Source organism: Bacillus sp. JJ1609 (assembly GCF_036967045.1).
In the GTDB taxonomy this organism is placed as follows: domain Bacteria; phylum Bacillota; class Bacilli; order Bacillales; family Cytobacillaceae; genus Mesobacillus.
Genome location: NZ_JBALSS010000006.1, coordinates 100970 through 126869 on the forward strand (window position 1 = coordinate 100970; position 25900 = coordinate 126869).

Annotated in this window: 20 protein-coding genes and 1 pseudogene; 17 read left to right on the forward strand and 4 right to left on the reverse strand. The window is 39.1% G+C overall.

Annotated features, from left to right (window positions below):
- Positions 1-56: 56 nt before the first annotated feature.
- Entirely contained in the window at positions 57-215 is a 159-nt protein-coding gene (locus tag V7654_RS05110) for a hypothetical protein (RefSeq protein ID WP_335429016.1), read from the forward strand.
- A 731-nt stretch (positions 216-946) separates the two neighbouring features.
- Here V7654_RS05110 and corA read toward each other — a convergent pair.
- On the reverse strand, positions 947-1906 hold the full coding sequence (corA, locus tag V7654_RS05115; RefSeq protein WP_335429018.1) for a magnesium/cobalt transporter CorA: 960 nt from the start codon (positions 1904-1906) through the stop codon (positions 947-949).
- A gap of 530 nt (positions 1907-2436) precedes the next feature.
- On the opposite strand from corA, the gene V7654_RS05120 reads away from it, so the two are divergent.
- The 4 genes from V7654_RS05120 to V7654_RS05135 all read left to right on the forward strand — a co-directional run bounded on the left by V7654_RS05120 (position 2437) and on the right by V7654_RS05135 (position 6798).
- Entirely contained in the window at positions 2437-3717 is a 1281-nt protein-coding gene (locus tag V7654_RS05120) for an ArsB/NhaD family transporter (RefSeq protein ID WP_335429020.1), read from the forward strand.
- 32 nt (positions 3718-3749) lie between these two features.
- A complete protein-coding gene (locus tag V7654_RS05125) occupies positions 3750-5087 on the forward strand; it encodes a TrkH family potassium uptake protein (RefSeq protein ID WP_335429023.1) in 1338 nt (445 codons plus the stop codon).
- Positions 5088-5115: 28 nt separating this feature from the next.
- A complete protein-coding gene (locus tag V7654_RS05130) occupies positions 5116-5772 on the forward strand; it encodes a potassium channel family protein (protein ID WP_335429024.1) in 657 nt (218 codons plus the stop codon).
- Positions 5773-5856: 84 nt separating this feature from the next.
- A complete protein-coding gene (locus V7654_RS05135) occupies positions 5857-6798 on the forward strand; it encodes a F510_1955 family glycosylhydrolase (RefSeq protein WP_335429027.1) in 942 nt (313 codons plus the stop codon).
- A 303-nt stretch (positions 6799-7101) separates the two neighbouring features.
- Here the strand turns inward: V7654_RS05135 and V7654_RS05140 are convergent, their stop codons facing one another.
- The 3 genes from V7654_RS05140 to V7654_RS05150 form a co-directional block, all read right to left on the reverse strand.
- Entirely contained in the window at positions 7102-10128 is a 3027-nt protein-coding gene (locus tag V7654_RS05140; RefSeq protein WP_335429029.1) for an efflux RND transporter permease subunit, read from the reverse strand.
- 300 nt (positions 10129-10428) lie between these two features.
- A complete protein-coding gene (locus tag V7654_RS05145; RefSeq protein ID WP_335429031.1) occupies positions 10429-10965 on the reverse strand; it encodes an NAD(P)H-dependent oxidoreductase in 537 nt (178 codons plus the stop codon).
- A gap of 100 nt (positions 10966-11065) precedes the next feature.
- Positions 11066-11488, reverse strand: a complete 423-nt coding sequence (locus V7654_RS05150; RefSeq protein WP_335429033.1) for a MarR family winged helix-turn-helix transcriptional regulator — start codon at positions 11486-11488, stop codon at positions 11066-11068.
- A gap of 185 nt (positions 11489-11673) precedes the next feature.
- Here V7654_RS05150 and V7654_RS05155 point away from each other — a divergent pair, with 185 nt between their 5' ends.
- From V7654_RS05155 to V7654_RS05210, 12 genes and pseudogenes are all read left to right on the forward strand, one after another.
- Positions 11674-12162 (forward strand): VOC family protein, encoded by a 489-nt coding sequence (locus V7654_RS05155; RefSeq protein ID WP_335429036.1) that lies wholly within the window; start codon positions 11674-11676, stop codon positions 12160-12162.
- A 24-nt stretch (positions 12163-12186) separates the two neighbouring features.
- A complete protein-coding gene (locus tag V7654_RS05160; protein WP_335429037.1) occupies positions 12187-12924 on the forward strand; it encodes an SDR family oxidoreductase in 738 nt (245 codons plus the stop codon).
- A 542-nt stretch (positions 12925-13466) separates the two neighbouring features.
- A pseudogene (locus V7654_RS23890) lies at positions 13467-13790 on the forward strand (methyl-accepting chemotaxis protein); the annotation flags it as partial.
- Between the two features lie 33 nt (positions 13791-13823).
- The gene (locus V7654_RS05170) at positions 13824-14873 is read left to right on the forward strand and encodes a medium chain dehydrogenase/reductase family protein (RefSeq protein ID WP_335429040.1); all 1050 of its coding nucleotides are present in this window, start codon (positions 13824-13826) and stop codon (positions 14871-14873) included.
- Positions 14874-14904: 31 nt separating this feature from the next.
- Entirely contained in the window at positions 14905-15939 is a 1035-nt protein-coding gene (locus V7654_RS05175) for an aldo/keto reductase (protein ID WP_335429042.1), read from the forward strand.
- 33 nt (positions 15940-15972) lie between these two features.
- Positions 15973-16809 (forward strand): SDR family oxidoreductase, encoded by an 837-nt coding sequence (locus V7654_RS05180; protein ID WP_335429043.1) that lies wholly within the window; start codon positions 15973-15975, stop codon positions 16807-16809.
- 51 nt (positions 16810-16860) lie between these two features.
- Entirely contained in the window at positions 16861-17895 is a 1035-nt protein-coding gene (locus V7654_RS05185) for an aldo/keto reductase (protein ID WP_335429044.1), read from the forward strand.
- Between the two features lie 611 nt (positions 17896-18506).
- Positions 18507-20189 carry a methyl-accepting chemotaxis protein gene (locus V7654_RS05190; protein ID WP_438825263.1) on the forward strand — a complete coding sequence of 561 codons (1683 nt, stop codon included), beginning with the start codon at positions 18507-18509 and terminating at the stop codon, positions 20187-20189.
- Positions 20190-20393: 204 nt separating this feature from the next.
- Positions 20394-21383, forward strand: coding sequence for an HD-GYP domain-containing protein (locus V7654_RS05195; protein ID WP_335429047.1), 990 nt, complete (start codon positions 20394-20396; stop codon positions 21381-21383).
- Between the two features lie 781 nt (positions 21384-22164).
- Positions 22165-22593 (forward strand): hypothetical protein, encoded by a 429-nt coding sequence (locus tag V7654_RS05200; protein WP_335429048.1) that lies wholly within the window; start codon positions 22165-22167, stop codon positions 22591-22593.
- Positions 22594-23157: 564 nt separating this feature from the next.
- On the forward strand, positions 23158-25080 hold the full coding sequence (gene abc-f / locus V7654_RS05205; RefSeq protein ID WP_335429050.1) for a ribosomal protection-like ABC-F family protein: 1923 nt from the start codon (positions 23158-23160) through the stop codon (positions 25078-25080).
- Between the two features lie 221 nt (positions 25081-25301).
- Positions 25302-25790 carry a TspO/MBR family protein gene (locus tag V7654_RS05210; protein WP_335429053.1) on the forward strand — a complete coding sequence of 163 codons (489 nt, stop codon included), beginning with the start codon at positions 25302-25304 and terminating at the stop codon, positions 25788-25790.
- Positions 25791-25900 lie beyond the last annotated feature (110 nt).

Here is a 25900-nt window from a genome sequence, read left to right on the forward strand (position 1 = left end):
GATATAAGATTGGAAATTGGAAAATCATATTACAAATGTTATGAGGAGGTAAAAGTGTGAAAGACAATGATCAGGAAACTTCCGAAGGATTAAATCAAATATTTGAAGTAATAAATGCAAAAGGTGACACTGGGGAAATAAAAGAAATACTAGAGAGAAAAAGAAATGATTCTGGAACGGAAAATCCAAATTCAAAGACTTTAATAACTGAATGAGCAAACTAGATCCGGAAATCGTTTCGGGTCTTTTATTATGATTCATGAGATATCGAAGGAATTCTACGTTTTTATAGCAATGATCCGGTTGAATCGGTTTAAAGGATAAAGAATCTAAGAACCTTTAAGCATAAAGATTTTTTCCTTCATATCCTTATCTAGATTGAAAATAAGAGGTTTGTGAAAAACTTAGGTTGAGCAAGCAATAATTTGGTGTGGAGACAAAAAGTTTACGCAAGATTTTTTTATTGGTTTAAGGAAACTTTTTGTCGAATAAAGAATATATATATAGAAAATGGAGTGAAACGAATGAGGAACTCACGTATTCAGAAGAAAATCCTGCTGTATTCAACAATTTGCAGGAAGATAGGGATTATAAGTGAGGATGAATACAACCGGATCATTGGAAAATCCTTTTCTAATTAGCTTGACTGTTGACCATGTCATTCAAACCCATGTGAAGCGAATGCAAATATTGAAATTTTCTCATTAAAAAAGCCTTATCCATTAGCGGATAAGGCTTTTTTATAACACAGCAAACTGATATTCAGTCTATTCGCGAAAAAGCGGTGCTAGCTTTGTTTACATAGAGACGGTATTTGAATTCGCCTCTTCAATCATCTTTTTAAGGCAGCGATAGTTTTAGCTTAACCCAAGGAGGTGACGGGTACCTTGGTTGCATATATCAAGGATATTATGAGAAAGCTGCCAACCTCTAAGCCACCTTAATGTCAATCGTTCCTAAACCATCCCTTGCGTACGAACCAATTCATCATGAATGCCCCGATGAAGAACATAATCCCAAGTACAATGAAATAGCCATACTTCCATTCCAATTCAGGCATGTTTTCAAAATTCATTCCATACACCCCGGCAATGAAAGTTAGGGGCATGAATATAGTCGTAATGACTGTTAAGGTTTTCATGATTGAATTCATTCGAAATGAGTTGATGGAGATGTAATTGTCCCTGATTTCTGAGGTCATCTCACTACTGGAATCAATCATTTCGCTCAATTTGATCAAATGATCATGAATGTCATGGAAGTAGGCCATTTTCTTATTGGAAATGGGGAGCCGCTTTGATTCAGTGACCCGATATAATAATTCACGCATCGGGAGGATTGTTTTTCTAAGTTTGAAAAGGTCGCTTCTGACGGAAAAGGTTTCTTGAATCATGGTCTTGTTTGATAGATCAAAATTGCTCTCAATGGATAAGATGTGATCCTCCATTTGCTGAAGGATTGGAAAATATGTATCGACGATTTTATCCATGATTTTATGTGTGACCTCAGTAGGACCGATCTGAGAGAAATTTTTCGTACGCTGAATGGTATCACAAAACTGATCAATCTCAGGAATGTCTTCTAAATGGAATGATACGACAAATTTCTCCCCTAAAAAAATATCCACTTCATGCGGAGTTAAAGTGTGCTGGTCAATGGCATGGATGACAAAAAAACTATGGTCTTCGAAATATTCCAGCTTGGGCCGCTGCAGGAAATGAAGACAGTCTTCCACAGCCAGCGGGTGAAAATGGAAAAAATCAGTAAGTAATTCACTTTCTTGTAAAGAAGGTTTATTGAAATCGACCCAAAACCATTTTATATTATCAGCATTATTAGTTAATGTTTCGATTGTGGGATTTGCGATTAGTTTGTTTTGACTGTCAACAGCGAGTATACGGATCATAATGTCTCCTAGAAATTATTTTTTTATTCAATAATTGCTTTAAGTAAGACGAGGAGGAATAAAAAGATTATTTTACTCTCTTTTCTATTTTAAACAGTGCTGGAGAATCTTACAAAGAATAAAATGAACAGTATAGGAATGTATTTGCATTTTTCCATCAAACCTTATTTTAAGGCATCGTATGATTTGAAGGTAAAAAATAATCTATTCCATCATCTTTCTTCTTGCACAATACCTTTCAGACTTTATGCGACCATCCGTTGTCACGGGTGGTTTTTATTATTATGTAAGGCATATTGCATTATGTATTCTCTTATCATTCTGATACCTTACCACAACCACACATAGTAGTGAAATAGAGTTTTAATGTTCTAATAAGTCTTTATCCCTCTTGATTAAGATCTATTTTGACCACTGGTATTCGAGTTTGCCTTTGAGGGTTGTGGGGAAAGTAATAATATTCATTTCAGGATTTTAAATGGTAATTCGGAGAATACTAATGTGGATATAAAATTCCAGGAGGCTGCTAAATGGATTCTGAAGCATATATCGCCCTAAGCATATTCCTTATGACATATGCTGTTATCATTTCAGAAAAAATTCACCGAACAATCATTGCACTCGTTGGCGGTTTATTGATGATTTGCTTTCGGGTCCTAAATCAGGAATCCGCAATTCACCATATTGATTTTAATACAATAGGTCTTTTAATAGGAATGATGATCATCGTAAACGTCACAGGGAAGACGGGAATATTCAGTTACATAGCAATATGGGCAGCCAAGAAGGTAAGGGGTCGTCCCGTCAGAATCCTTATCGTTTTAAGTTTGGTCACTGCCTTGCTTTCTGCCTTTTTAGACAATGTGACGACCGTATTACTGATAGTACCTGTCACTTTAAGCATCACTACTCAATTAAAAGTTAACCCTTTACCCTTCCTGATTGCTCAAATATTCGCTGCAAACATTGGTGGTACTGCAACCATGATAGGGGACCCGCCTAATATCATGATTGGGAGTGCGGTAGAAGAATTAACTTTCCTTTCATTCATAGATAATTTGGCATTTGTTTCTTTAATAATTTTACTTGTAACGGTATCTATCTTTGTATTGCTCTATCGAAAACAGTTAAAAACGACAAAGGAGTTAAGGGAGAAGTTACTGGAAAAGGACGAGAAAGTTGAATTAAAAGATCCCTTTTTATTGAAAAAGTGCCTGATTATCATTGCTTTGACGATCAGTGGTTTTTTCGTCCACCAATTCATTGAAATAGAGACTGCAACTATTGCGTTACTCGGTGCGTTTGTACTGCTTTTAATAACTGGTGAAAAGTATCTTGAACCCGCATTAGAAAAAGTGGAATGGCCAACGATATTCTTTTTTGTCGGATTATTTGTTATCGTTGGTGGTTTAGTAGATACGGGTCTTATTAAAGCATTAGCACAAAATGCCTTATCCTGGACTGGTGGGGATTTGGAAACTACAACTCTCCTCATATTATGGATGAGTGCCCTCCTTTCAGCTTTCGTTGACAATATTCCATTTGTCGCCACAATGATTCCAATGATAAAAGAAATGGGGCGAATGGGGATATCAGATTTAGAACCGCTTTGGTGGAGTCTGTCCCTTGGAGCTTGTTTAGGGGGAAATGGCACATTGATTGGTGCAAGTGCCAATCTCATCGTAGCTGGTATTGCGGAAAAAGAAGGACATCCTATTTCCTTTTGGAAGTATCTTTTGGTCGGATTTCCATTAATGATTATTTCTATACTCATCTCAACCGTTTATGTGTATATAAGGTATTTGATGTAAAATCCCGCTAACGAATGATAAAGGGGACAATTATGAATAAAATTAGGGACTTTTTAGATCCGCCAAAAATCCTTGTTCTTGGCTTTGCAGCGTTAATACTTATTGGTGCATTTTTGTTAACACTTCCTGGAGCAACAGTAGACGGTAATGGTCTTCCTTTTTTAGACGCTTTGTTTACCGCTACATCTGCAACATGTGTTACAGGACTGGTGGTCGTTGACACAGGAAGTACCTTTACAAGGTTTGGGCAAATGGTAATCTTAAGCCTTATTCAAATTGGCGGTTTAGGATTTATGACATTTGCGACGTTTTTCTTCGTTATCTTAGGGAAAAAAATTTCACTTAAAGAAAGATTATTGCTTCAAGAAGCATTAAATAATCTTTCAATTGAGGGCGTTGTAAGGTTAGTAAGAAGAATCGTAATTTTTACTGTTGTAATAGAACTTATAGGTGCTCTCCTTTTATCAATTCGTTTTTCTTTCGATATGCCAATAGGAAAGGCAATCTACTATGGTTTTTTCCATTCCATTTCAAATTTCAATAACGCAGGATTCGATTTGATGGGAGAGTTCAGGAGTCTGACTCCTTATGCTGAGGACCCAACTGTTACCTTGACTGTATGTACCCTAATAACTTTAGGAGGTATCGGGTTCATTGTAATGAATGAGCTTTTTGAATACAAAGAAACTCGCCGTCTATCACTTCATACGAAAATAGTTTTAGCGACTAGTTTAATCCTTACAATCGGAGGAACAATTTTAATCTTTCTAATTGAATATGGAAATCCAAAAACTTTACAGCCCTTATCGTACTCTGGAAAGATATTGACGTCCTTATTTCAATCGGTTACGCCTAGGACAGCAGGAGCCAATACATTAAACATACCAGATTTAACTCAATCTACTTTATTCTTGATCATAGTCTTAATGTTTATTGGGGCGTCTCCCGGGTCAACTGGCGGGGGGATTAAAACCACCACTTTTGCGACTTTGATGGGTGCTGTTTGGTCCCAGGTTAAAGGAAAGGAAGATGTAAGCTTATTTAAACGACGAATTGTAGTCGAGACGATATTAAAGGCTCTTACAGTTACTATAAGTGGTTTAATCTTGGTCATAATGGTAACCATGTTGTTGACTATCACTGAAGGCGGACATGATTTTTTGATGTATTTATTTGAGGCGACATCTGCTTTTGGTACTGTAGGACTTTCCATGGGCCTAACACCAGAATTATCTCCTCTTGGCAGAATACTAATTATACTTACTATGTTTGCAGGAAGAGTTGGGCCTTTAACCGTGGCGTTTGCTATTGCAATGAAGAGAAAACCTGATTCCTTCCGTCTGCCAAAAGGAAAAATAATGATTGGTTAACATAGCGATTAAGGAGAGTTGGAAATTCATGTCTAAACAATCGTATGCTGTTATAGGACTAGGAAGATTCGGAATGAGTATCGCCAAACGTTTATTTGATGCTGGGCAAGAGGTATTGGGTGTGGACCTGAATGAGGAGCGGGTGGAAGATGCTGAAGGTTGTGTAACTCATGCAGTAATTGCTGACACCACAGAAAGTGAAACATTAAAATCAATCGGAATTCGAAATTTTGACTGTGTAATTGTAGCGATTGGCAATGATATGCAGGCAAGCATTTTAACTACTTTGCTCCTGAAGGAATTAAAGATACGTAAAGTTATAGCGAAAGCCCTTAATAAGATTCATGGACAAGTATTGGAAAAGGTGGGGGCGGACTGGATTGTGTATCCGGAAAGGGATATGGGAGAACGTGTTGCACACCATCTTTTATCACCTAATGTAATGAACTTTATTGAACTTTCCCAGGATTATAATCTTGAAGAAATAAAAATACCAAACAGCATGAGTGGGAGAAGCTTGCGCGATTTGGATTTACGTGCAAAATACAATTTAAGTGTTATCGCCGTTGTAAACAAAGGGCAAATAGTAATCAGCCCATCACCTGATCAAGTAATAAACAAAGATGACTTTTTGGTGGTTATAGGCAGAAGGGAAGAATTATCTAAGTTTGCAAATATAACTTAAAATAAAGCCGCAAATCTCATGAATTTCACACACTTTAATCCATTATGAATGTGTTTTGGTACAAATAAGAAAGGGAGAATTGAAATGAAGTCTTTGAGAGGGATTATTTCAATTTATTTATTCACATTATTTGTAATTACTGGATGCGGAGGAACAAAAAGCGATAATAGTGTGGATGAATACCCCTTTTTTAGAGAAAATACTGAAATGCAATTCCAAAAAATTCATGGACTTGGATATGTCTTGAATCAAAATGAATTATATTTTGGAACAGATCATGGACTTGTAAAATATGTGGATAACAAATGGTATAGTACCACTAAAAATAATCACGACTATATTGGATTCCAGGCAGCTGCCGCTGGATTTTATGCCAGTGGGCATCCTGAACCAGGTACTCAATGGAAAAACCCTTTGGGGATCATCAAAAGTATAGACAAAGGAAAGTCATTCCAAAAATTAGCATTTTATGGAGAATCGAATTTTGAATATTTGGCTGCTGGATATCTTAGTGACATCCTATATGTAGTAAATGAAAATTCTAATTCGAAATTAGATTTTGGGATTTATTATTCAATAGACCAGGGTGAATCGTGGAAGGAAAGTAAATTAGACGGTTTTCATGCTAACTCTATCAATATGATTGCAGCTCATCCAAAACGGTTAAATACAGTCGGAATCTCTACAGATAAGGGTTTATACCTATCTTTAAATAATGGAGATCACTTCGATAAAGTAACAGAAGAAATTAACGTATCTGCAGTACAATTTGAAGAGCACTCACTGCTTTATTTTTCTATAGGAGAAGAAACGGCGAATCTTTTTAGAATGGATCTATTTTCACATAAGAAGACAGAAATAGAATTGCCAGCCAGTGTGTCTATTCACAACCCTGTAACGTTGGTTGCATCCAACCCAAAAAACAGGGAAGAAATTACGGTTGTCACTTCAAAAAATGACATCTATCAAACGCATACTCATGGAATTAAATGGAAAACTTTAGCGAAAAATGGAGAAAATCAATAACGTTTAATCCTCATTGGCACTACAAGGCAGAAGATTTTTCTGAGGTATTAAAAAAAACAAAATATAGTTATGGATCCTTGAGATTAATTGGAGGATTCTCATAAACAAGTACAGATAAAACAAATGAGGTGCCTTAAGGAATTGTTAAGATGAGGAAGTTAAACAGGTCATAGTCTATTTTTATAATGAAAAACAACCTTATCCATTATTGGATAAGGCTGTTTTTTGCCAGATTCTTTAGCTGCCAAGACTTGCGAAAGATAGATTTTCAACTGGAAGCGTACATTCTACCATTTCAATTTCTTACATAGAAACAGTATTTGAATTGTTCTGTGCAATCCGCTGCTTTTTAGATTTTCTAAAATGCAGCAACTCATAAATAACCGGTATGACAACAAGCGTAAGTACCGTGGCTACAGCAAGCCCGCCGATGACCACCACTGCAAGGCTTTGAGAGACAAGATTGCCTGTCTCTGCTTTCTTATAAAGCAGCGGCACCATCGCAGAAATCGTTGCTACAGCGGTCATTAGAATTGGCCGCATCCTTGTTGCTGCTGCTTCGACAAGTGCATCGCGCATGATCATTTTTTCTTCGTTTTGTTTCACTCTGTCAAGAAGGACGATGGCGTTCGTGACAACGATACCGATGAGCATTAATGCTCCAAGCAGTGCTGTGATGTCAACAGGAATCCTGCTGATCAATAAGCCAAGGATTGCTCCGATGGCTGCGAGCGGCAACGAGAAAAGTATGGCGATCGGTGCGCGCATTGATTTGAATGTGATCACCATAATTAAGAAAACAAGCCCGATGGAAACAGCCATAGTGATATACAAATCAGTGAAATCATCCATTTGCTGTGCATTGGCACCACCTACAAAGGCTTCAACTCCATCAGCAAATTCAAGACCCTTGTCTTGTGGTGTCCCTATCACGGCTTTGTTGATGGCTGCTGCCACTTCAGACAGATTTCTCGGATTCACTGTCGCGGTTACGCGGATATAAGTGTCACCGTCTTTATGGAATCTGCTTGTAGCCTCCTCGCTTTTTTCAAGGGTGGCAAGGTCTGAGGCCAGCGCTGGTCCAGCGGCAGTCATGACAGGGATATTCTTTAAATCCTCAGGTGATGCTGGATTCACTAAAGGCTCGAGGAAAACGGCTGTTTCTTTTTCATCAAGAGTGATCGTGCCTGCTGGGGTCCGGTTCAGCATGCCAGCCAGCTGCCCGGCTAGTTCTCCGGCATTTGCTTTGGCAGGGTCCACTTTTAACGTATAGACCGTTTTCTTGGCTTCCTGATTGGTTGAAACTTTTTCGACATGTTTAATGTCCTGGATTTCTTCTTTAATTTTTGCCGCTGCATTTTCGATATCTTCTATCTTCTCGCCAACGACATCGATCGTCACTTCTGTACCGCCGCCGCCAATTAGAGATGCGGCTACGACAGAGAAGCCTGAATCAGGGTAGTTCTCTTTTTGTGTTTCAATTTTTTTGACGATTATATCCATATCTTCTTTGTTCTTTGGAATGACCATGAAAGAGCCAGTCGTAGGTGAACGGACTTCACCGAACTTTGCCTGTTCCTCGGAATTGCCAAGCTGTGTAAAAACGTCCTTTACCTCGCTCAGCCCCAAAATATACTCTTCCATTTTAAGCGTATTTTCTTTTACTTCTTTCAAAGGGGTGTCATTTGGATAGTTCAAGTTGACGGATACAAGATCCTTTGTTGAATTGTCCACCGCGCCTTTAGGCATGACCACATAGGTTCCAATTGACCCCACAAATAAAAGAAAGGAAAGCAGGAGAACAACCCATTTATGGTTGAGCGACCATTTAATAAAACCGGTGAATCTCTTTGATGGGTTATGCTCATGCAGTTTTGCGTTTTTCAAAAGGCCTGCGCTCATCAGTGGCACGACTGTCAGAGCCACCAAAAGAGAAGTGAGCAGGGAATACGTAAGGGTCAATGCAAACGGCAGAAGGAAATCCTGCAGTCCGCCGCTGACAAGCCCGATCGGTAAAAATACGGCAAGGGTTGTAAGAGTGGAGGCGGTAATGGCTGGGCCAACCTCTTTTGTCGCAGTAAGAATCAATTCCACCGAGAACTTTTCTTTTTGCAGCTTCCTGAAAATATTCTCGATGACAACGATACTATCATCGACCAATCGTCCGACGGCAACTGCTACTCCGCCCAGTGTCAGGATATTCAAAGTGACTCCCGAACGGGCTAAAAGGAATAAAGTCAGTGCCAGCGATAGCGGGATCGAAATGATGGTAATAAAGGTCGAACGGATACTCCTTAAAAAGACCATAATGACAATCGTAGCAAACAGAGCGCCAAGAAGGACTTCTTTCATCATGGAGCTGACGGATGACTTCACCATATCGGCAGTGGCAATGACCACTTCTGCCTTCGCTTCAGGATACTTTTTATTGACTTCTTTTGCTGTTTCCCTAAGTTCTTTCGTCACGGATACGGCATTTGCACTGCTTTCCTTCGTGACGATCAGAAGGATGCCCTCTTCGCCATTTACGCGCATCATGACGCCTTCTGCTTTTTTCGTTTCGATGTTGGCGACATCCTTTAAAAGTACACCAGGAGCTACAGGCAGCTGTTCGAGGTCTGAAATTCCATCAATGGAACCGGAAACCTTAATATTGCTTGCTTTGCCGTCTATTGTTTTTTCACTGATGGCAGCAGATAAATTCTTGCCCTGGAGTACGCCCATTACTGCTTGCAGGGGAACCTGCTTTTGGGCAAGGAGGCTATTATCTACTTTAATCGAAACATAGGAATTGTCTTTGCCGAAGGTTTGGATGTTGCCTACTCCATCTATATCCTTAAAGCGGGGGAGAATATTCTTGGATGCGAATTCGAGATTATCGGCTGTTGGGCCGCCCTCGAACGTGATTGCGATATCTGCGATGGGAATCATGGAGGTATTAAGCTGGACCACGTTTGGTTTTGAAACATTGGCAGGGAGCTGGATTGTACTTAATAAATCCTGCACTTGCTGCTTTGCTTCCTTCATATTTGTGCCTGATTCAAAGGTTACATCAATTTTCGTGTACCCATCTCCGGTAGTGGAAAAAATATTGCTTTTTCCCTTCACACCTGAAATAGCCGATTCGATTGGTGTTGTAACCTGCGATTCCATTGTTTCGGAATCAGTTCCTTGCCCCATGACGACGACCATTACCCGCGGTTCATCTGCAGCGGGAAGGAATTCCATTGGCAATGTAAAATAACTTACCAGGCCAAGGAGCAGGGTCAATGTTGTCACTAACATCACTGCTGCCTTATTACGGAATGCCCACTTCGTAATAAAACTCATTAAAACCACCTCTTGATAGGGAAAATTGCCTATATAGCATAAAGACTATATCACTCTACGGGGGAAAATGGAATATTATTCTTAAAATTTTATATTGTTTGAACCATTTTCACTGTTCCTTTTTCTCTATTAATGTATACACGTTGGAGATGGCAGGAAATTAATCAAACGTTTGATTAAATTGAAAACATTTACGGATGCAGGAGGCTTCGACATTTCGCATTCAAAAAGCAGCCTGGAAACATCCAAGCTGCTTTAATAATCTACTTTAAATTATTTATTTCAATGCGGTTTTAAAAATTAAGCTTCAATCATTGAGGGCTGAAGAACGTAATCTACATATGCTTTTGCACTAGCAGCCAGTTCCTCATCAGAAACATGCATAACACCATTTAAAACAAATAATGGCATAAAACGGGTACCAATTAGATTGCTTGTTTGCTGTAGAGGAGTTGTTAGCGTCTCCATCGTAAAATGATTGTATCCAGTCGGCTGGTAAGAGTCTGTTGGGCCAAAGGTCGAGATAGCGAGGCCTAGTTCCTTGCCGTGCAGCTTGTCTCCGCCTTCTCCATATGCCCAGCCGTAAGAAAGCACTTCATCTTGCCATTGTTTCAACAAAGGTGGTGTACTGTACCAGTAGAATGGGAATTGAAGAATAATACGGTCATGAGATGCTAATAAGCTTTGTTCGTGCTCAACATTTATTTTTCCGTCCGGATAAGCCTCATACAGGGTATGGACAGTAATTTCTTCGTGCTTTTTCAATTCCTCCATCCATGTACGATTGATGCGGGATTGCTCTAAGTTAGGGTGTGTAATAATGACAAGAGTCTTCATGGGAATAGCTCCTTATTTTTAGTTAGTTGTACAAGCAAATGAAAAGGGAGGATCGCTTTGCTAAATACCTAATTAGTATTCATCAAAGGATCTTTTTTTATTACTTCTCTAATTTGTTGCCTGCTTCGTTGACTAATTTGTTTAATGCTTTGCCTTCATCTTCTCCTAAAATATCAGAGTAAGAGCGGAATAGAATTTTCCAGCCTTCTTTAATATCTTTAAGGATTGCTTCGCCATTTTCAGTCGGAAAATTTAAAGATCTTTTACCTTCTGACTTTCGTTCAATCAAATCTTTTTCGACCAGCTTATCGACAAATCGAGTGATCGTTGAAGGTTTTAAATGAAGAGCTTCAGCTAACTCGGACTGGGAAATGCCTGGCTTATCGATAACCAGCATCATCAAAAAAGCATGAGTGGGCGATAGGCCTGTTTTTTTAAAAGAATCTTCTGCCATCTTGGTAATAGCACGTGAAAGCTTATTCACTGTAAAATACAGGCAGTTATTGAAAAAATCGTCGACCATAATAAAAAACTCCTTTTTGCTTGTACATACAAATTACATTAATCAATATTGATTGTCAAATGGCAGAAGGGGAAAATTTTTTCGGATTTCTTATATTACCTTATCAAAAATTTGTCATTTAATGAAGGGAAAAATAGTTGGATAAAAAGATTGATATTTCAAAAAAAGTAACTTAATATGTTTGTATGTACAAACAACAAAAACTTGATACAATTACTTCACCAACAAAAACGTTAAGAAAGGGTGTGTTCAGAATAAGCAATACTCCTTTTAAAAAGTTAATGTATCTGTATATGGGGACTTCAGATTTTGAATCTGATTTTCGCTACTATCAATCAGTGCTTGGAGGAAAATTACATTGGGCATTCGAACAATTTGGAGCAAAGGTTGCAGCGTTCGAATTAGGGGAAGGTCCGCTGCTATTAATTGCCGATCATTTAAATGCACCATCCTGTATGCCTATTTTTGAAATTAATGATTTGAGCGCAAAGGTAAAGGAACTAAAAAATAGGGGCTGGCAGGAAGAAAAAGGACCGATTGAAATACCGAACGGACCTTGTTACATATTTAAGGACACAAGCGGCAATTCCTTTGGTATTTTTGAAAACATAAGACCTACAGCTGCAGATGACTCTTATAGAGATAAAAGTAATAAATATAAGCTGCAGGGTTAAAAATTTTTAATCATTTAATTGTATGTGCAAACAACTAAAAAGGATATGGTTCAAGTGATACAAAATAAGAAAATTGCACTCATTTCTGGAGGGAACAGAGGGATTGGTTATGAATTAGGCAAGCAATTAGCCGAGAAAGATTATCAGGTTATTTTGGGCAGCAGAAACGCAGATAAAGGACAAGAGGCTGCTTCATCGTTAAAGAATCTTGGATATGACGTTTCAGTTTTTGAGCTGGATGTGGATGATCCAAAAAGCATTCAAAAGGCTGTGGAGTACGTTCAACAAACATATGGCCGCTTAGATGTGCTCATAAATAATGCAGGTGTCTATTTAGATGAGGAACTAAAGATGACAGAAGAAGATCCGGCTATTTTAGAAAAAACATTAAGGACGAATCTGTTAGGGCCTTATCATCTTATCCGATCTTTTCTCTCATTAATGAGGGAACATAATTATGGAAGGATTATCAATATTTCATCTGGTTATGGACAGATGGATGGAATGGACCAAACAGGTCCAGGTTCATATAAATTATCGAAGCTTGCATTAAACGGCCTTACACGTCTTTTGGCTGCAGAAGTCTCTGGAAATATCAAGATCAATGCCGTATGTCCTGGGTGGGTAAGGACTGATATGGGTGGTCCACATGCTCCACGAAGTGTAGAGGAGGCAGCAAAATCCATTTTGTGGCTTGCAGAACTTGAGCAAGACGGACCAAACGGTGAGTTCTTTAGAAACGGACTTCAAATTAACTGGTGATTTTTATCTTCTATTTAATTACGAAACGAGGGGTATCATTGTCACAGCATCATCCTATTCTTGAATCCCTAATTAAGGCAGCTCCATTATTCCAGTCTGCGATACCAGCTGACACCTCAATTGCTATTGGGGATCAAGAGAAAATCATTGCTTATTTCCCAGGTGCAAAAATAAACCTTAGGCTTGCGCCAGGTATGGAAATTAAGCCTGGCACACCAGCTGATACCGTTTTAAAAAAAGGGGAAGAGATCAGGACGGTCGTACCTGCAAGCTTGCATGGTATTGAGTTCACAGCAAAACTACTTCCTTTAAAAGATGAGAGTGGACAGGTAATTGGGGTCATGTCACTTGGTATTATGCACCAAAACGAAGAAGAATTATTAAAAATTTCTAATGAAATGATCACCTCTTTGGATACGGTTAATGAAAATGTTAGAAATGTGTCAGGTGGTGCTGTATCACTTTTCTCACATACTCGTGATCTTTTACAAGTCTCTGAGGAAGCAAACAGACAGGTGGAAAAAACAAAAGAGGTCTTAGCCTTTATTAAACAAGTAGCAGACCAAACGAATCTTCTCGGACTCAATGCAGCTATTGAAGCAGCAAGGGCAAATGAATATGGGAGAGGGTTTACGGTGGTTGCCAATGAAATCCGGAAGTTATCTCAGCATACACGGTCCTCAACAGAAACCATTCAAGAAACCCTTGAGAATATTAGAGAATCCATGGAAAGTATGATCAAGATGGTACAAAAAATCTCTAATGTAGGAGAAATTCAAAAAGAAAACATTGAACAAATTCATGATTCGGTGGAAGAAATACATCAGATGTCAAAGAGGCTGAATGAATTTGCCAACTTGATATGAGTAACAAATTTTATGGGCTAAAGGGAGAAATGAATGAAAAATAAACGGATAGTGATCCAACATTACGGTGGTGTGGAAGGATTACAAATCATTGAAGACGAGTTGCCTCTTCCAAAAGAAGGGGAAGTAAGAGTGAAAGTAATAACGGCAGGGGTCTCCTATAATGAGGTCATGCAGCAGGAAGGCGTTTTTAAGAACCCAGCGTTACCTATCCCAAAGCTGCCTTATACACCTGGATATGATATCTTCGGGATCATTGAAGAGACAGGTTCAAATGTTGATGAAAAATATAAAGGGAAAAGAGTTATCGCTCTAACTGGTACCGGAGGATATTCAAAATATATTAATCTTCCTTTAGAGGAATTAACGATGATCTCAGAAGACTTTGATTTAGATCCAGCCCAGGCAGTCGCACTTGTCTTGAACTATGTAACGGCTTACCAAATGCTAAAGAGGGTTGCTCGTGCTAAAAAAGGCGAGAGAATCCTTGTGCATGGAGGGGCAGGAGGAGTTGGCTCTGCTCTCTTGGATCTGGGAAGGTATGCGGGTCTCGAAATGTATGCAACGGCAAGTACTCATAAACAGGGCTTCCTAAAAAGCTATGGGGCATTTCCCATTGATTATGTAAAGGAAGATTTTGCAGAAACCATTAATAGACATTCAAGCAAGGGACTTGATATGGTTTTTGATTGTTTTGGAGGATCCATTGCGACACGTTCTTCTTCTTTGCTTAAAGAGAATGGAAGGCTTGTCCTATTTGGTGATTTAGCGAAAATGACGAACGGGAAACCAGGCGGATTTTTACAGAATGTACGGACAAATATGGGAATTGGGTTTACATTAATGAAAAATCTGATCCCTTGGAATAAGCGAACCGTGTCGTTCTACGGAATTGATTTTTATAAGAAAAAACATCCCGATTGGTTTAAGGAAGATTTAAATGAACTCGTCCAATTATTAGCCACAAAAGAAATTCAACCAATCATTGCTGAACAAATTTCTTTAGAGAGTATCCAATATGCTCATGATCTTCTCTCTAATAGAAAGGTTATAGGGAAATTGGTTTTAGATATGACTAGATGATCGGCAGAAAAAAGATCTGGAGGAATAAAAGATGAGATATAAATTATTAGGAAATAGCGGATTAAGAGTTTCAGAATTAGCTTTAGGAACGATGACATTCGGTGAGGACTGGGGACCGTACGGGGCTTCTAAAGAGGAGAGCAGAAAAGTATTTGAAGCTTATGTTGAAGCTGGAGGCAACTTTATTGATACCGCTAATATTTATTTAAATGGAACGAGTGAAAAATTTGTCGGGGAATTCATTGCACCAATCAGAGAAGAGATGGTCCTGGCAACAAAATATTCCCTAAACTTCCTGAATCCCAATGATCCAAACGCGGGTGGAGGACATCGTAAAAATCTTGTCCAGTCGGTAGAGGCAAGTTTAAAACGATTGAATACAGATTATATTGATGTGTTATGGCTTCATTTTTGGGATATTATGACGCCAGTAGAAGAGGTTATGCGTTCACTGGATGATTTAGTCCGTTCAGGAAAAGTATTATATGTTGGTATTTCGGATGCTCCAGCATGGGTCGTTTCAGAGGCGAATGCGATTGCAAAGCTGCGAGGCTGGTCCCCGTTCATTGGCTTGCAAATCCAGTACAGCTTAATTGAAAGAACGGTAGAACGCGAATTACTTCCTATGGCAAAGGCATCTGACCTTGGCGTTACAGTATGGTCTCCATTAGGACAAGGTCTTCTTTCTGGGAAATATACAAAAAATAACAACGACCAAAAGAGATTGGAAATACCAAATCCAATGCATAATCAATTCCTTAACGATCGAAATCTAGAAATTGCCAGGGAAGTCGATAGGATTGCCGATGAACTAGGACGAAGCTCTGCACAAGTAGCGTTAAACTGGGTAAGGCAGCAGCAGGAGCGAGGAGTGATCATCCCGATTATTGGTGCTAGAACGGAAGCGCAATTAAAAGATAACTTAGGTTGTCTTGAGTTTGAACTGGGTGATGAACATATGAACCGACTGAATGAAATGAGCAAAGTCAGTTTAGGATTCCCACATGATTTCTTGTCAGCTGGACAGCAGCAGATGTACGCAAAAATTGATAATCATAGACGATAATTTCAAAATTTTTTTCTGAAAGTAGGAATGAACATGGAAAATAAAATTTGTTTAATCACGGGCGGGAATTCAGGTATTGGCAAGGCAACAGCTCTTGAATTAGCAAAAAAGGGAGCAACTGTCGTTATCCTGTGCCGCAGCAAGGAAAGAGGAAATGAAGCTGTAAAAGATATTATACAACAATCTGTAAATGATAAAGTGCATGTAATTGTTGCGGACCTTTCTTCTCAGCGAATGGTCCGCCAGGCAGCAGACGAGTTTAAACAAAGGTTTGACAAGTTAGATGTATTGATCAACAATGCGGCTGTATTCTTACCTGCAAGGTCTGAAACGGAAGATGGCATTGAGACTACATTTGCAACAAACTATCTCTCTCATTTTTTACTCACTCATCTTTTGCTTGATTCATTAGAAGCAAGTGGCGAGGGCCGTATTATTAACGTGGCTTCAAAGCATAATGGAATTAAGATGAATTTTGATGATCTGATGGTGAAAAATAATTATGCATTCTATAAAGCTGTAGGACCGACAAAGCTTGCTTTAATTTTATTCACTAAGGAACTAGCTAAAAAATTGGAAGGCAGACCAATCACAGTAAATAGCCTGCACCCTGGAATCATTAAATCGAACATCATGCAACAGCTGCCATGGATCCTTCGCACTGTTTTCGGCCTAATGTCTGCCAAGACTGAAAAGGGGGCTAAAACTCCTGTATATCTTGCAGCTTCCCCAGAGGTAAAAGGAGTAAGTGGCCAATTCTTCAATAACTGTAAACCCGAAAAAACAACAAAAGAAGCCAACAATCAGGAAGATGCAAAAAAATTATGGGACATAAGCATGAGCCTATTAAAGCCTGGAATCTTGGACTAGTTTTATTAAATAGTTGATTGTACAAACAATTAAGATTAGAAGGAGATAAAAATGAGATATAAATTGCTTGGGAAAAGTGGATTAAGAGTGTCGGAACTTGCCCTGGGAACGATGACATTCGGAGAAGATTGGGGCTTCGGGGCCTCTAAGGAAGAAAGTGAAAAAATATTTACCCATTTCGTAGAAGCTGGTGGCAATTTCATCGATACTGCCTGCAATTATACCAATGGGACAAGTGAAAGGTTTATTGGTGAATTCATTCAAGGCAATCGAGAGCAATATGTAATTGCTACAAAATATTCGCTAACGACTCGAACAAACGATCCGAATGGCGGGGGGAACCATCGTAAGAACCTTGTTCAAACTGTTGAAGGAAGTCTAAAGAGATTAAATACGGACTATATCGATTTATTATGGCTGCATGCCTGGGACTTTACCACTCCTGTCGAAGAAGTCATGCGTGCATTGGATGATTTGGTTCGTGCAGGCAAAGTCTTATATGTAGGAATCTCGGACACACCAGCATGGATTATTTCACAGGCGAATACATTAGCCATGCTGCGTGGCTGGACACCATTCATCGGGCTACAAGTGGAATATAATTTGCTGCAGCGTGCACCAGAACGTGATTTATTGCCAATGGCGAAAGCTTTAGATATTGGAGTAACTGCCTGGGCGCCGATTGCTGGTGGTGCTTTAACAGGTAAGTATTTAAAACAATCAAAGGATGAACTTAAACGCCTGGCGCCAGAAAGCAAACGGTTGAATGATGCTAATAGTAAGATTGCCATGGAAGTTGTGAACATTGCTGATGAGATCGGCAGAACTCCCGCACAAGTCGCGCTCAATTGGGTACGTCAACAATCCGGGGTTATGATTCCGCTCATCGGAGCCAGAAAAGAATCACAAATATTAGACAATCTTGGTGCTGTTGAGTTCACTCTGACACCTGAACATCTAAATCGTTTAGATAAAGTAAGCCAAATTGAATTAGGATTCCCACATGATTTTCTATCATCTGACCCAGTACGGAATGCACTGTTTGGTACTACTTTTACAAAAATCGATAATCATAGAAATGTGTAAGGCGAGTTGGTGTAATAACGTTTACAAACAATAACTTGTACTAAACAGCGTAAAAGTGAAGTTAGTAAGCAAGGTGGATTTCTCTGCATCAAAATACCACACTTTGTGTGGCTGATGTAAGATTGGATTAAAGGCTGTCTCAAAAGGTCAGAAAATAATGGTCCATTTGACAACCTATTTCCTTTCATTGTGATTTAATTTTTTTATGTGAAACAGAGGAGTTCGAATGGCTTATTTAGCCGTTCTGAACTCCTTTTTGGTTTCCTTCCTTTGGTCTTGCCCATTTTTTCAAATTATGAGCAGCACCTCACTCGAAGTATTTTTGTAGAGGCTTGCGAGATAATCGCTGGAAAAAAACGCACCCAAATTTATACATTTATTTTTCATTCAAAATAATTATCTGAAAAAATAAAAAAATACAGATAATAGTAAAAAAGTACTTCTTGTAATCGCTTTCTCTTTGGGGTTATAAAGTTAAAATTGAATAGATAAAACCAATAATGAGACCTGATGATGCTGACTTCCACCGCTCGAATTTCAGTAGGTGCTCTATTTCTTTTGACAATTTAATAGCTTCAAAAATTATAAGCAAAGGAATAGAAATGATGAGTATGAAAAGTAAATTACTAATTGGGTTTGGTTCAGTTTTGTTTATTTGTCTAATTGCATTTGGCAGTATCTATTATTCTTTAAAAGTTGTAGGAGATTCGTATAAAAATTTAGTGGCATATGATGTCCATAATTTGAACCTTGCTAATGAAATTCAGTTTCTCGACTTAGCTTCAACAGATTCAATTAAAGGATTAATCATCGATCCTGATAACTCAAAAGAAAAACAAAGACATGAAGAAAATGCAGTAAAAATAAAAGAAAAAATTAACGAAGTTAAGCCTCTCATAAATGATGAACGTAGCATACAAATTTTTAATGAGTTAGACAGTTACAGTCAACAGCTAACGGATTTAGAATCCATCATGATTGAATTAGCAAAAACAGATCAGGAAAAAACAATGAAAATATATAATAATCATTATGCTGAAGTGAGAAAAATATTTTCTAGCAATCTAGAAGAATTTAAACAAATTCAACTAGAAACCATTTCCTCAAAGAGGGAACATGATAGTAAATTAATTGAAAACCGATTATTATTCGGATTAGTTGCTATCTTGGCAACGTTGATTATTGGTATTTTCATTGCTATAACGATTGCACGAAAAACAACAAAACCGATTAATGAGGTTGTTAATAAATTAGAAGAACTTTCAAGTAATGAAGGGGATTTAACAGCACGTCTTTCTGTTGCTAGTAAAGATGAAGTGGGGCAATTAGCAGCTGCATTCAATAAAATGATTGAATCCATCCAGCATCTTGTTGAGAACGTTAAATCAACTACATTAGAGGTAGTTTCTTCGGCAGAGGTTTTATCAGCCAGTGCGGAACAAAATGCCAATGCAACAAACCAAATCACCCTTTCTATACAAGAAATCGCTTCTGGCGCAGAGCAGCAGGTTAGGAAAGCGGAAAGCAGTACTATTGCGACACAAGCAATGACAAACAGCATTCAATGTATTGCAGATTCCTCGACCACTGTTTATGATTCCTCTATTGCCGCATCCCATGTTGCTGAAGAAGGGAAGAAAGCAGTGATAAAGGCTATTGAACAAATTAACTCTATTCAGAAAACAGTAAATGTGGCTGGGACAAAGGTTAAAGAACTTGATTCACTTTCCAAAAACATAGGTCAATTCCTAGTGGTCATTACAAACATTGCAGAGCAAACAAACTTACTCGCTCTGAATGCGGCAATCGAAGCAGCTCGTGCAGGAGCAGTTGGTAAAGGTTTTGCCGTTGTAGCAGCAGAGGTAAGAAAATTAGCTGAGGAATCTAAACAATCTGTTTCGGAGATTACCCACTTAGTAACACTTATACAAGCAAATGTTTCAGAAGCTGTGGACTATATGGATCAAGGTGAGAATGAGGTTCAATCAGGAATCTTTTTGGTTAATGAGGCTGGAAATTCTTTTAAAAGAATTTATGACTCTGTTCAGCAAGTCACCTTTCAAATTCAAGAGGTATCAAGTGCATCGATTAATTTAGCTGGTGGAACAGAAGAAATTGCGACTTCAATCAATCATTTAGCAACTATTTCAAAAGAGTCGTCAGCAGCTTCTCAAAACGTTGCTGCTTCATCTGAGGAACAGTTATCCTCCATTGAGGAGATAGCATCATCAGCTGAATTTCTTTCTCACAGAGCTGAGCAATTACAAAAATTGGTTAGTAGACTAAAATCATGATGCATACAGGGACAGGGTTTCTTTAAATGATCGCATAACAAAATCTTTTTGCAATCAGGCACCATAGGGGGGAATTAAATGTTCTCCTTATGGTGCCTATTTCTATTATTATTGGAAACTTACGGGTTAATTGACAATGATTGGTCCAGTGTGAGAAATTAAAGATACGATCAAATGGAGCAATGTTAAAGGAGATCTTAATAGATGATTAAGGAATGGAAAAGTTGTAAAAAAGGGGATGAATTTTGCCCTGTTTCCTTTAAAAAGTATGGATTTTTGTTTTGGACAATATTCATGTTATGTGGAATAGCAGCAATTGCAGTAAATTACGTTTTTGATTCACCATTGCTGTTGGGCTTATATGGATATCCTGTTGTCTTGCTTTCATTAATGCGCGTTCGGAATAGTGTCCTGGTTGTGCTGGGTGGCATTTTACTGGGATCATTGCTTTTGACGAGAACACCTGATGCATTACACTTATCTGTAATCGCTGCTTATGCGATATTAATGGTAATTGTCCGGAGAGTGGTATGGGTTTCCTCTCGTAACTACAATGAAAAGAATGAACAGGAAGACTTATTGCTAAATACTGTCTTATCCTTAGCAAAAACCATTGATGCAAAAGATCCTTATACAGCATACCATTCTAGCAATGTAGCAAATTATGCAAAAAAGATTGCAAAAGAAATGGGACTTTCTAACAGGGAGATAGATTCTATTTATTTGGCCGGACTCATTCATGACATTGGAAAAATCGGAATGCCTGATTCCATTCTTCAGAAAGAAGGAAGACTGACAGAAGAAGAATATGCCATCATGAAAAAACATCCTGAAGAAGGATATAAGATTATTAAGGATATTCAACGCCTTCAAGAACTTGGGATCACGGATATGGTTCTATATCATCATGAAAGACCAGACGGAAAAGGCTATCCTCACGCTTTAACCGGTGCAAACATTCCCATTGGTGCTCGCATTCTAGGGGTAGCTGATGCGTATGATGCGATGACAACGAATCGATCGTATAGACAGAAATTGGCTATAGAAACTGCTGCAAATGAAATAACAAGGAATATCGGAACTCAATTTGATCCCATTGCTGCTAACACCCTTATTGAAATTTTGGTTCTTGAAGGTAAAATCCAAAAAGAAGAAAAGTCGATGCTATCAACCACATTTTCCGTTGCTAATTAAACATAAAAAGCCTTTCTGTACGGACGTGAATTCGGAAATTTGGTTTCCAATTAAATAGAGAAAAAGAGCAATCCATCATCTTTGTCATGAGGATTGCTCTTTTTTTATTCTTCCACAAGTTTAAAACCCATAATGGGCTTGTTTTCTTCCTGGGAAGTTTATCATTTCTTAAGGTTCATACCAGTAAAAGTAAATATCATCTGCAAGGAAAAAGTTTAATGTCTTCGTGGGTTGTCGGATACGATAAGAAACATTCTATTGTCTCCTTGGGCTGTACATCAATTTTTTTATTAATCTCATATTGGCTACGCTGATTTACTGCTTCAATATATTCTTCTCAAAGGCGAGGGTATAGGATCTTCACTTAATTCCGCTTCCGTGTATTGTCTATGAGATAGGAGCATCCACATACATATGGATACTCCTATTTAACATTCTCAGGCAACCAAAGTATGTCCCTCGAATTTTAATAAGGCAATTAATATTTTGCGGTCCTGTAAATTTTCAAGATTACTTTCGGTACTTTTCCTGCTACGGTTGCCGCTCCAATTTCACTTTGAATGACTTTTGATACGCGGTACGATTCCTTTCTTATCAAAGATGAAGCATTTAAAGTTCACCTGCCGTTACTTCATTTATTTGGAAGCTCTTATTGGTAAGGCCTCTGAATAGGGGAAAGTCTATTAACCTTCCAATTAAAAATGTGCTTTCCACTTGGTATGCCTGTCCTTATCCATCTTGAAACTCTAGCATACAATGCTAACAAAAGGAGGTGATTCAAATGGGAGACAAGAAAAAGTACTATGATGAGTCAGGGGAGCATGAGAAGCACGAGAAGAAGAAAGACAAATTTGAAGTTGAAGTCAAAAAAGACGGTTTCAATGTGAACATCAATATCTATAACACCTGGACAAATGCTAATGCCAACGATGACAGTACTGCAGCTGGCGAAGTTGCAGCACAAAAAGGCGGCGAAGCAGCTGGCCGCGACCAGGCATCAAGGGGTGCCGAGCTAGAAAATACTAAAGCAGGGGATGATCTAGCACAAAAAGGCGCTGAACTAGAAAACACAAAAGCCGGAGATGATTTGGCGCAAAAAGGCGCTGAACTAGAAAACACAAAAGCCGGAGATGATTTGGCACAAAAAGGCGGCGAAATCAACAAAGGCAAAAATGTCGCACATAGAGGCGGAGAAATTGAGGAAGACTAATTACCGTTGCTGAATGCGATAGTAGACTAGGGAATTTAGTTCCCTAGTCTATTTTAGTGTTCTAGTAAAACGGATAAAAATATTGTCGGTAATTTTATCCAATAAAATGTTTACAAAAACATACAAACCTGAGATAATAAAGAAAATTTTTGAGGAGGGAAAGTAAGTTTATGGAACCATCATCTAATTGCTAATTATTAATTTATGAAAATTAATATTGATTTCTATTGAGTGTAAAATCGCCTAATTTGTTTAGGTTTATTTGTTATGCTCTTATGGAATGAGGCAATTAGAAGGTAACTTACTTTACTGAACTCGGAATGATAATTATAGGGAATCCTCCAGGTTATTGTTTGGAGGCGGCATTGAATTAAACTGTGCTTATTTAGGCGCGGAATCTTAGCTGACCCGAATAAATATTTTCACTGAGTACTCAAGGACTGTAAGAAGGAACCATCTTCTTACGGTCTTTTTTTGTTATATATAACTAAATAGTAAAAGAAGTTCTTCTTTGTCCTGTCCATAAAAGCGTAGCTTACTATATGGATGAAAGAAGGAATTTGTATGTTCGAATTAAAGGTGCATGGAATTAAAAAATATATGGAAGCGACGCTTGTCGTTGAAAATTTTACAGTTGAAGCATTTGAAGGAGATCGGATTGGGATCGTTGGTGCGAATGGAAGCGGAAAGAGTACGATTCTCAAGCTGATCGCGGGGATTGAACCGATGCATTATTATCCGGGCTACCCTCAAACCTCTAGCCCAGGATATGACGAAGGCTTGATTCACAGGCCACGCGGGGCAACGTTCGCTTATCTAGAACAAATGCCTTCGTATCCAGAAGGGTTAAAAGTAATCGACGTGTTGAACCTGGCGTTTGAAGAGGTTCATGAAATCGAAAAGCAGATACGAGAATTAGAGGAGCAAATGCAGGTATTAGCGGATGCGGCCCTGGAAAAAGCATTGAATAAGTACAGTGACCTCGTCCAGTTATATGAGGTAAAAGGCGGTTACGAGCAAGAGGAAAAAATGAGCAAGGTGTGCACGGGATTGAAATTCAGCGAGAGCTTTTTAAATAGGGATTTTGATTTATTAAGCGGTGGTGAAAAAACGACTGTGGGTCTGGGAAAGATTCTGATTCACCAGCCGGACATCCTGCTTCTTGATGAGCCGACCAACCACCTTGATATGGAATCGATCGAATGGCTCGAAGGCTTTTTGAAGAGCTACAAGGGAATCGTGCTGATCGTCTCGCATGACCGGTATTTCCTTGATAATGTCGTGAATAAAATCGTGGAAATCGAGGATATGGAGTCGATTTCCTACAAGGGCAACTACTCCTCTTTTATCAGCCAAAAAGAAGAAAATATGCGCGTCCAATATGAGCATTTCAGGGAGCAGCAGAAAAAGCTCAACAACATGGAGAAGCAGGTCATGAGCTTGCGCGACTGGGCGATGCGTGCGGACAACAACAAGTTTTTCAAGAGAGCAGCAAGCATCCAGAAGAAGATTGATAAAATGGATCGCATCGATAAGCCTGTTTTTGAACGGCGGAATATGAGGTTGAATTTTAACGATGCGATGCGGTCTGGGAATGAGACGATCAAGGCGATTGGGCTGTCTAAACGCTATGATGACAAGGTCATTTTTGACGATGCAGATTTGATGATCCATTACGGTGAAAGAGTGGGTCTGGTCGGTCCGAACGGCAGCGGGAAGACGACGTTCTTGAAGCTGCTGTTGGGCGAGGAGCAGGCGGATTGCGGTGTTGTGGAGCTGGGTGCGAATGTGATGGCAGCCTACCTGCCGCAGAAAATTGTTTTTGAGGATGAAGAGCTTACAGTGATTGAGTGCTTCCGCGAAGATATCTCAATCGTAGAAGGCAAGGCGCGCGAATACCTGGCGAAATTCATGTTTTATAAAAAGAGTGTCTTCAAAAAGGTGAAGTTTTTATCTGGTGGAGAGAGGATCAGACTTAAACTTGCGAAGCTGATGTTTCAGGATATCAATCTGTTGATCCTCGATGAGCCGACGAACCACCTTGATATTGATTCTATCGAAACCCTTGAAGAAGCGCTCGAGGACTTCAAGGGCACGATATTCTTTATCTCCCATGACCGTTATTTTATCAATAAGATTGGTGAACGGGTTATCGCGATTGAGAATCATTCGTTTAAAAGCTATGAAGGGAATTACGATTTTTATAAGGGTGAGAAAGAGAAGGCAGCTGTTGTTGAGGTCAAAGAGCCTGTTGTGGTAAAAGTGAAGCAGGAACGAAAATCTGTGGACGTTAAGGTAGAAGCCGAGAAAGAGAAGGCGCTGACTAAGATAGAAAGTCTTGAGAAAGAAATTTTCGAGCTGGATTTGGTCATGGCGCTCAACCCGATGGATTATGAGGAACTTAATAAACTTTATTCTAAGAAGCAGGACTTAACCACGGAGCTGGATTCAACGATGGAATTGTGGCTGGGCTATGGGGAGAGTTAGGACTTAGCCCACAGAGAAGTATTCGAAAGCAGGATTATAATGGCGTTTGGCTGCGGTGGTCAGAGAAGGTTACAGAGAAAGTCCTCGTTTTATTAAGTACTGATGTACGCGAGCTTGATTGGCTTTAGAAATGCGCTCCTCCTAGTGGGGGCGCTTTTTTTGTTTTTCTTACATTAAATTAGGAAAAGGTAAAAGAAACAATGAAAGCAGGTGAATGGAGAATGAACATATTAGCAGTGGACGGCAAGATCGAAAAAGGTAAATTGCTCAAGGAGATTTTGATACCGGTTGTTGGCGGGATGGTGACCGGCGTGGTTGCCACGAAAAATGCGAAGGAGATTTATAGCAGGCTTAAGAAACCTGCTTATGCTCCGCCCTCCTGGGTGTTTCCAGTCGTGTGGACAGGTCTTTATGCAACGATGGGCTTAGCGAATTACCGGATTTCCATGAAAAAGAAACCAACCTCCACAGCGAATGCTCTCTATGATATCCAGCTTGGATTGAATTTCCTCTGGTCGTTTTTATTTTTCAGATGGGGATTGCGAGGGGCCGCCTTTGCAGAAATCGCATTGCTTCTTAGTATGATTACAATAACCACCTATCAATATTATCAAAAGGACAAAATCGCAGGCGGACTGATGATGCCTTATGTGGCCTGGGTTGCTTATGCGATGGGGCTTTATTATGGGGTGTGGCGGTTGAATGGGTAGTGAGCGAGATGTATAGCCTGTGTGAGTTGCCGTTATCAAGGGTCTCATAACAATTCAAAGGAAGAAATCTGCGGTGAGTTGTTATGAGAGGGGGTCCGAGAACAACTCGA

Coding starts and splice junctions, on each gene's coding strand:
- V7654_RS05130 (WP_335429024.1), top strand. CDS start 5,116: ATGTCTAAACAATCGTATGCTGTTATAGGACTAGGAAGATTCGGAATG.
- V7654_RS05155 (WP_335429036.1), top strand. CDS start 11,674: ATGTACAAACAACAAAAACTTGATACAATTACTTCACCAACAAAAACG.
- V7654_RS05210 (WP_335429053.1), top strand. CDS start 25,302: ATGAACATATTAGCAGTGGACGGCAAGATCGAAAAAGGTAAATTGCTC.
- V7654_RS05140 (WP_335429029.1), bottom strand. CDS start 10,128: ATGAGTTTTATTACGAAGTGGGCATTCCGTAATAAGGCAGCAGTGATG.
- V7654_RS05135 (WP_335429027.1), top strand. CDS start 5,857: ATGAAGTCTTTGAGAGGGATTATTTCAATTTATTTATTCACATTATTT.
- V7654_RS05175 (WP_335429042.1), top strand. CDS start 14,905: ATGAGATATAAATTATTAGGAAATAGCGGATTAAGAGTTTCAGAATTA.
- V7654_RS05190 (WP_438825263.1), top strand. CDS start 18,507: ATGAAAAGTAAATTACTAATTGGGTTTGGTTCAGTTTTGTTTATTTGT.
- corA (WP_335429018.1), bottom strand. CDS start 1,906: ATGATCCGTATACTCGCTGTTGACAGTCAAAACAAACTAATCGCAAAT.
- V7654_RS05200 (WP_335429048.1), top strand. CDS start 22,165: ATGGGAGACAAGAAAAAGTACTATGATGAGTCAGGGGAGCATGAGAAG.
- V7654_RS05195 (WP_335429047.1), top strand. CDS start 20,394: ATGATTAAGGAATGGAAAAGTTGTAAAAAAGGGGATGAATTTTGCCCT.
- V7654_RS05180 (WP_335429043.1), top strand. CDS start 15,973: ATGGAAAATAAAATTTGTTTAATCACGGGCGGGAATTCAGGTATTGGC.
- V7654_RS05170 (WP_335429040.1), top strand. CDS start 13,824: ATGAAAAATAAACGGATAGTGATCCAACATTACGGTGGTGTGGAAGGA.
- V7654_RS05125 (WP_335429023.1), top strand. CDS start 3,750: ATGAATAAAATTAGGGACTTTTTAGATCCGCCAAAAATCCTTGTTCTT.
- V7654_RS05150 (WP_335429033.1), bottom strand. CDS start 11,488: ATGGTCGACGATTTTTTCAATAACTGCCTGTATTTTACAGTGAATAAG.
- abc-f (WP_335429050.1), top strand. CDS start 23,158: ATGTTCGAATTAAAGGTGCATGGAATTAAAAAATATATGGAAGCGACG.
- V7654_RS05120 (WP_335429020.1), top strand. CDS start 2,437: ATGGATTCTGAAGCATATATCGCCCTAAGCATATTCCTTATGACATAT.
- V7654_RS05145 (WP_335429031.1), bottom strand. CDS start 10,965: ATGAAGACTCTTGTCATTATTACACACCCTAACTTAGAGCAATCCCGC.
- V7654_RS05185 (WP_335429044.1), top strand. CDS start 16,861: ATGAGATATAAATTGCTTGGGAAAAGTGGATTAAGAGTGTCGGAACTT.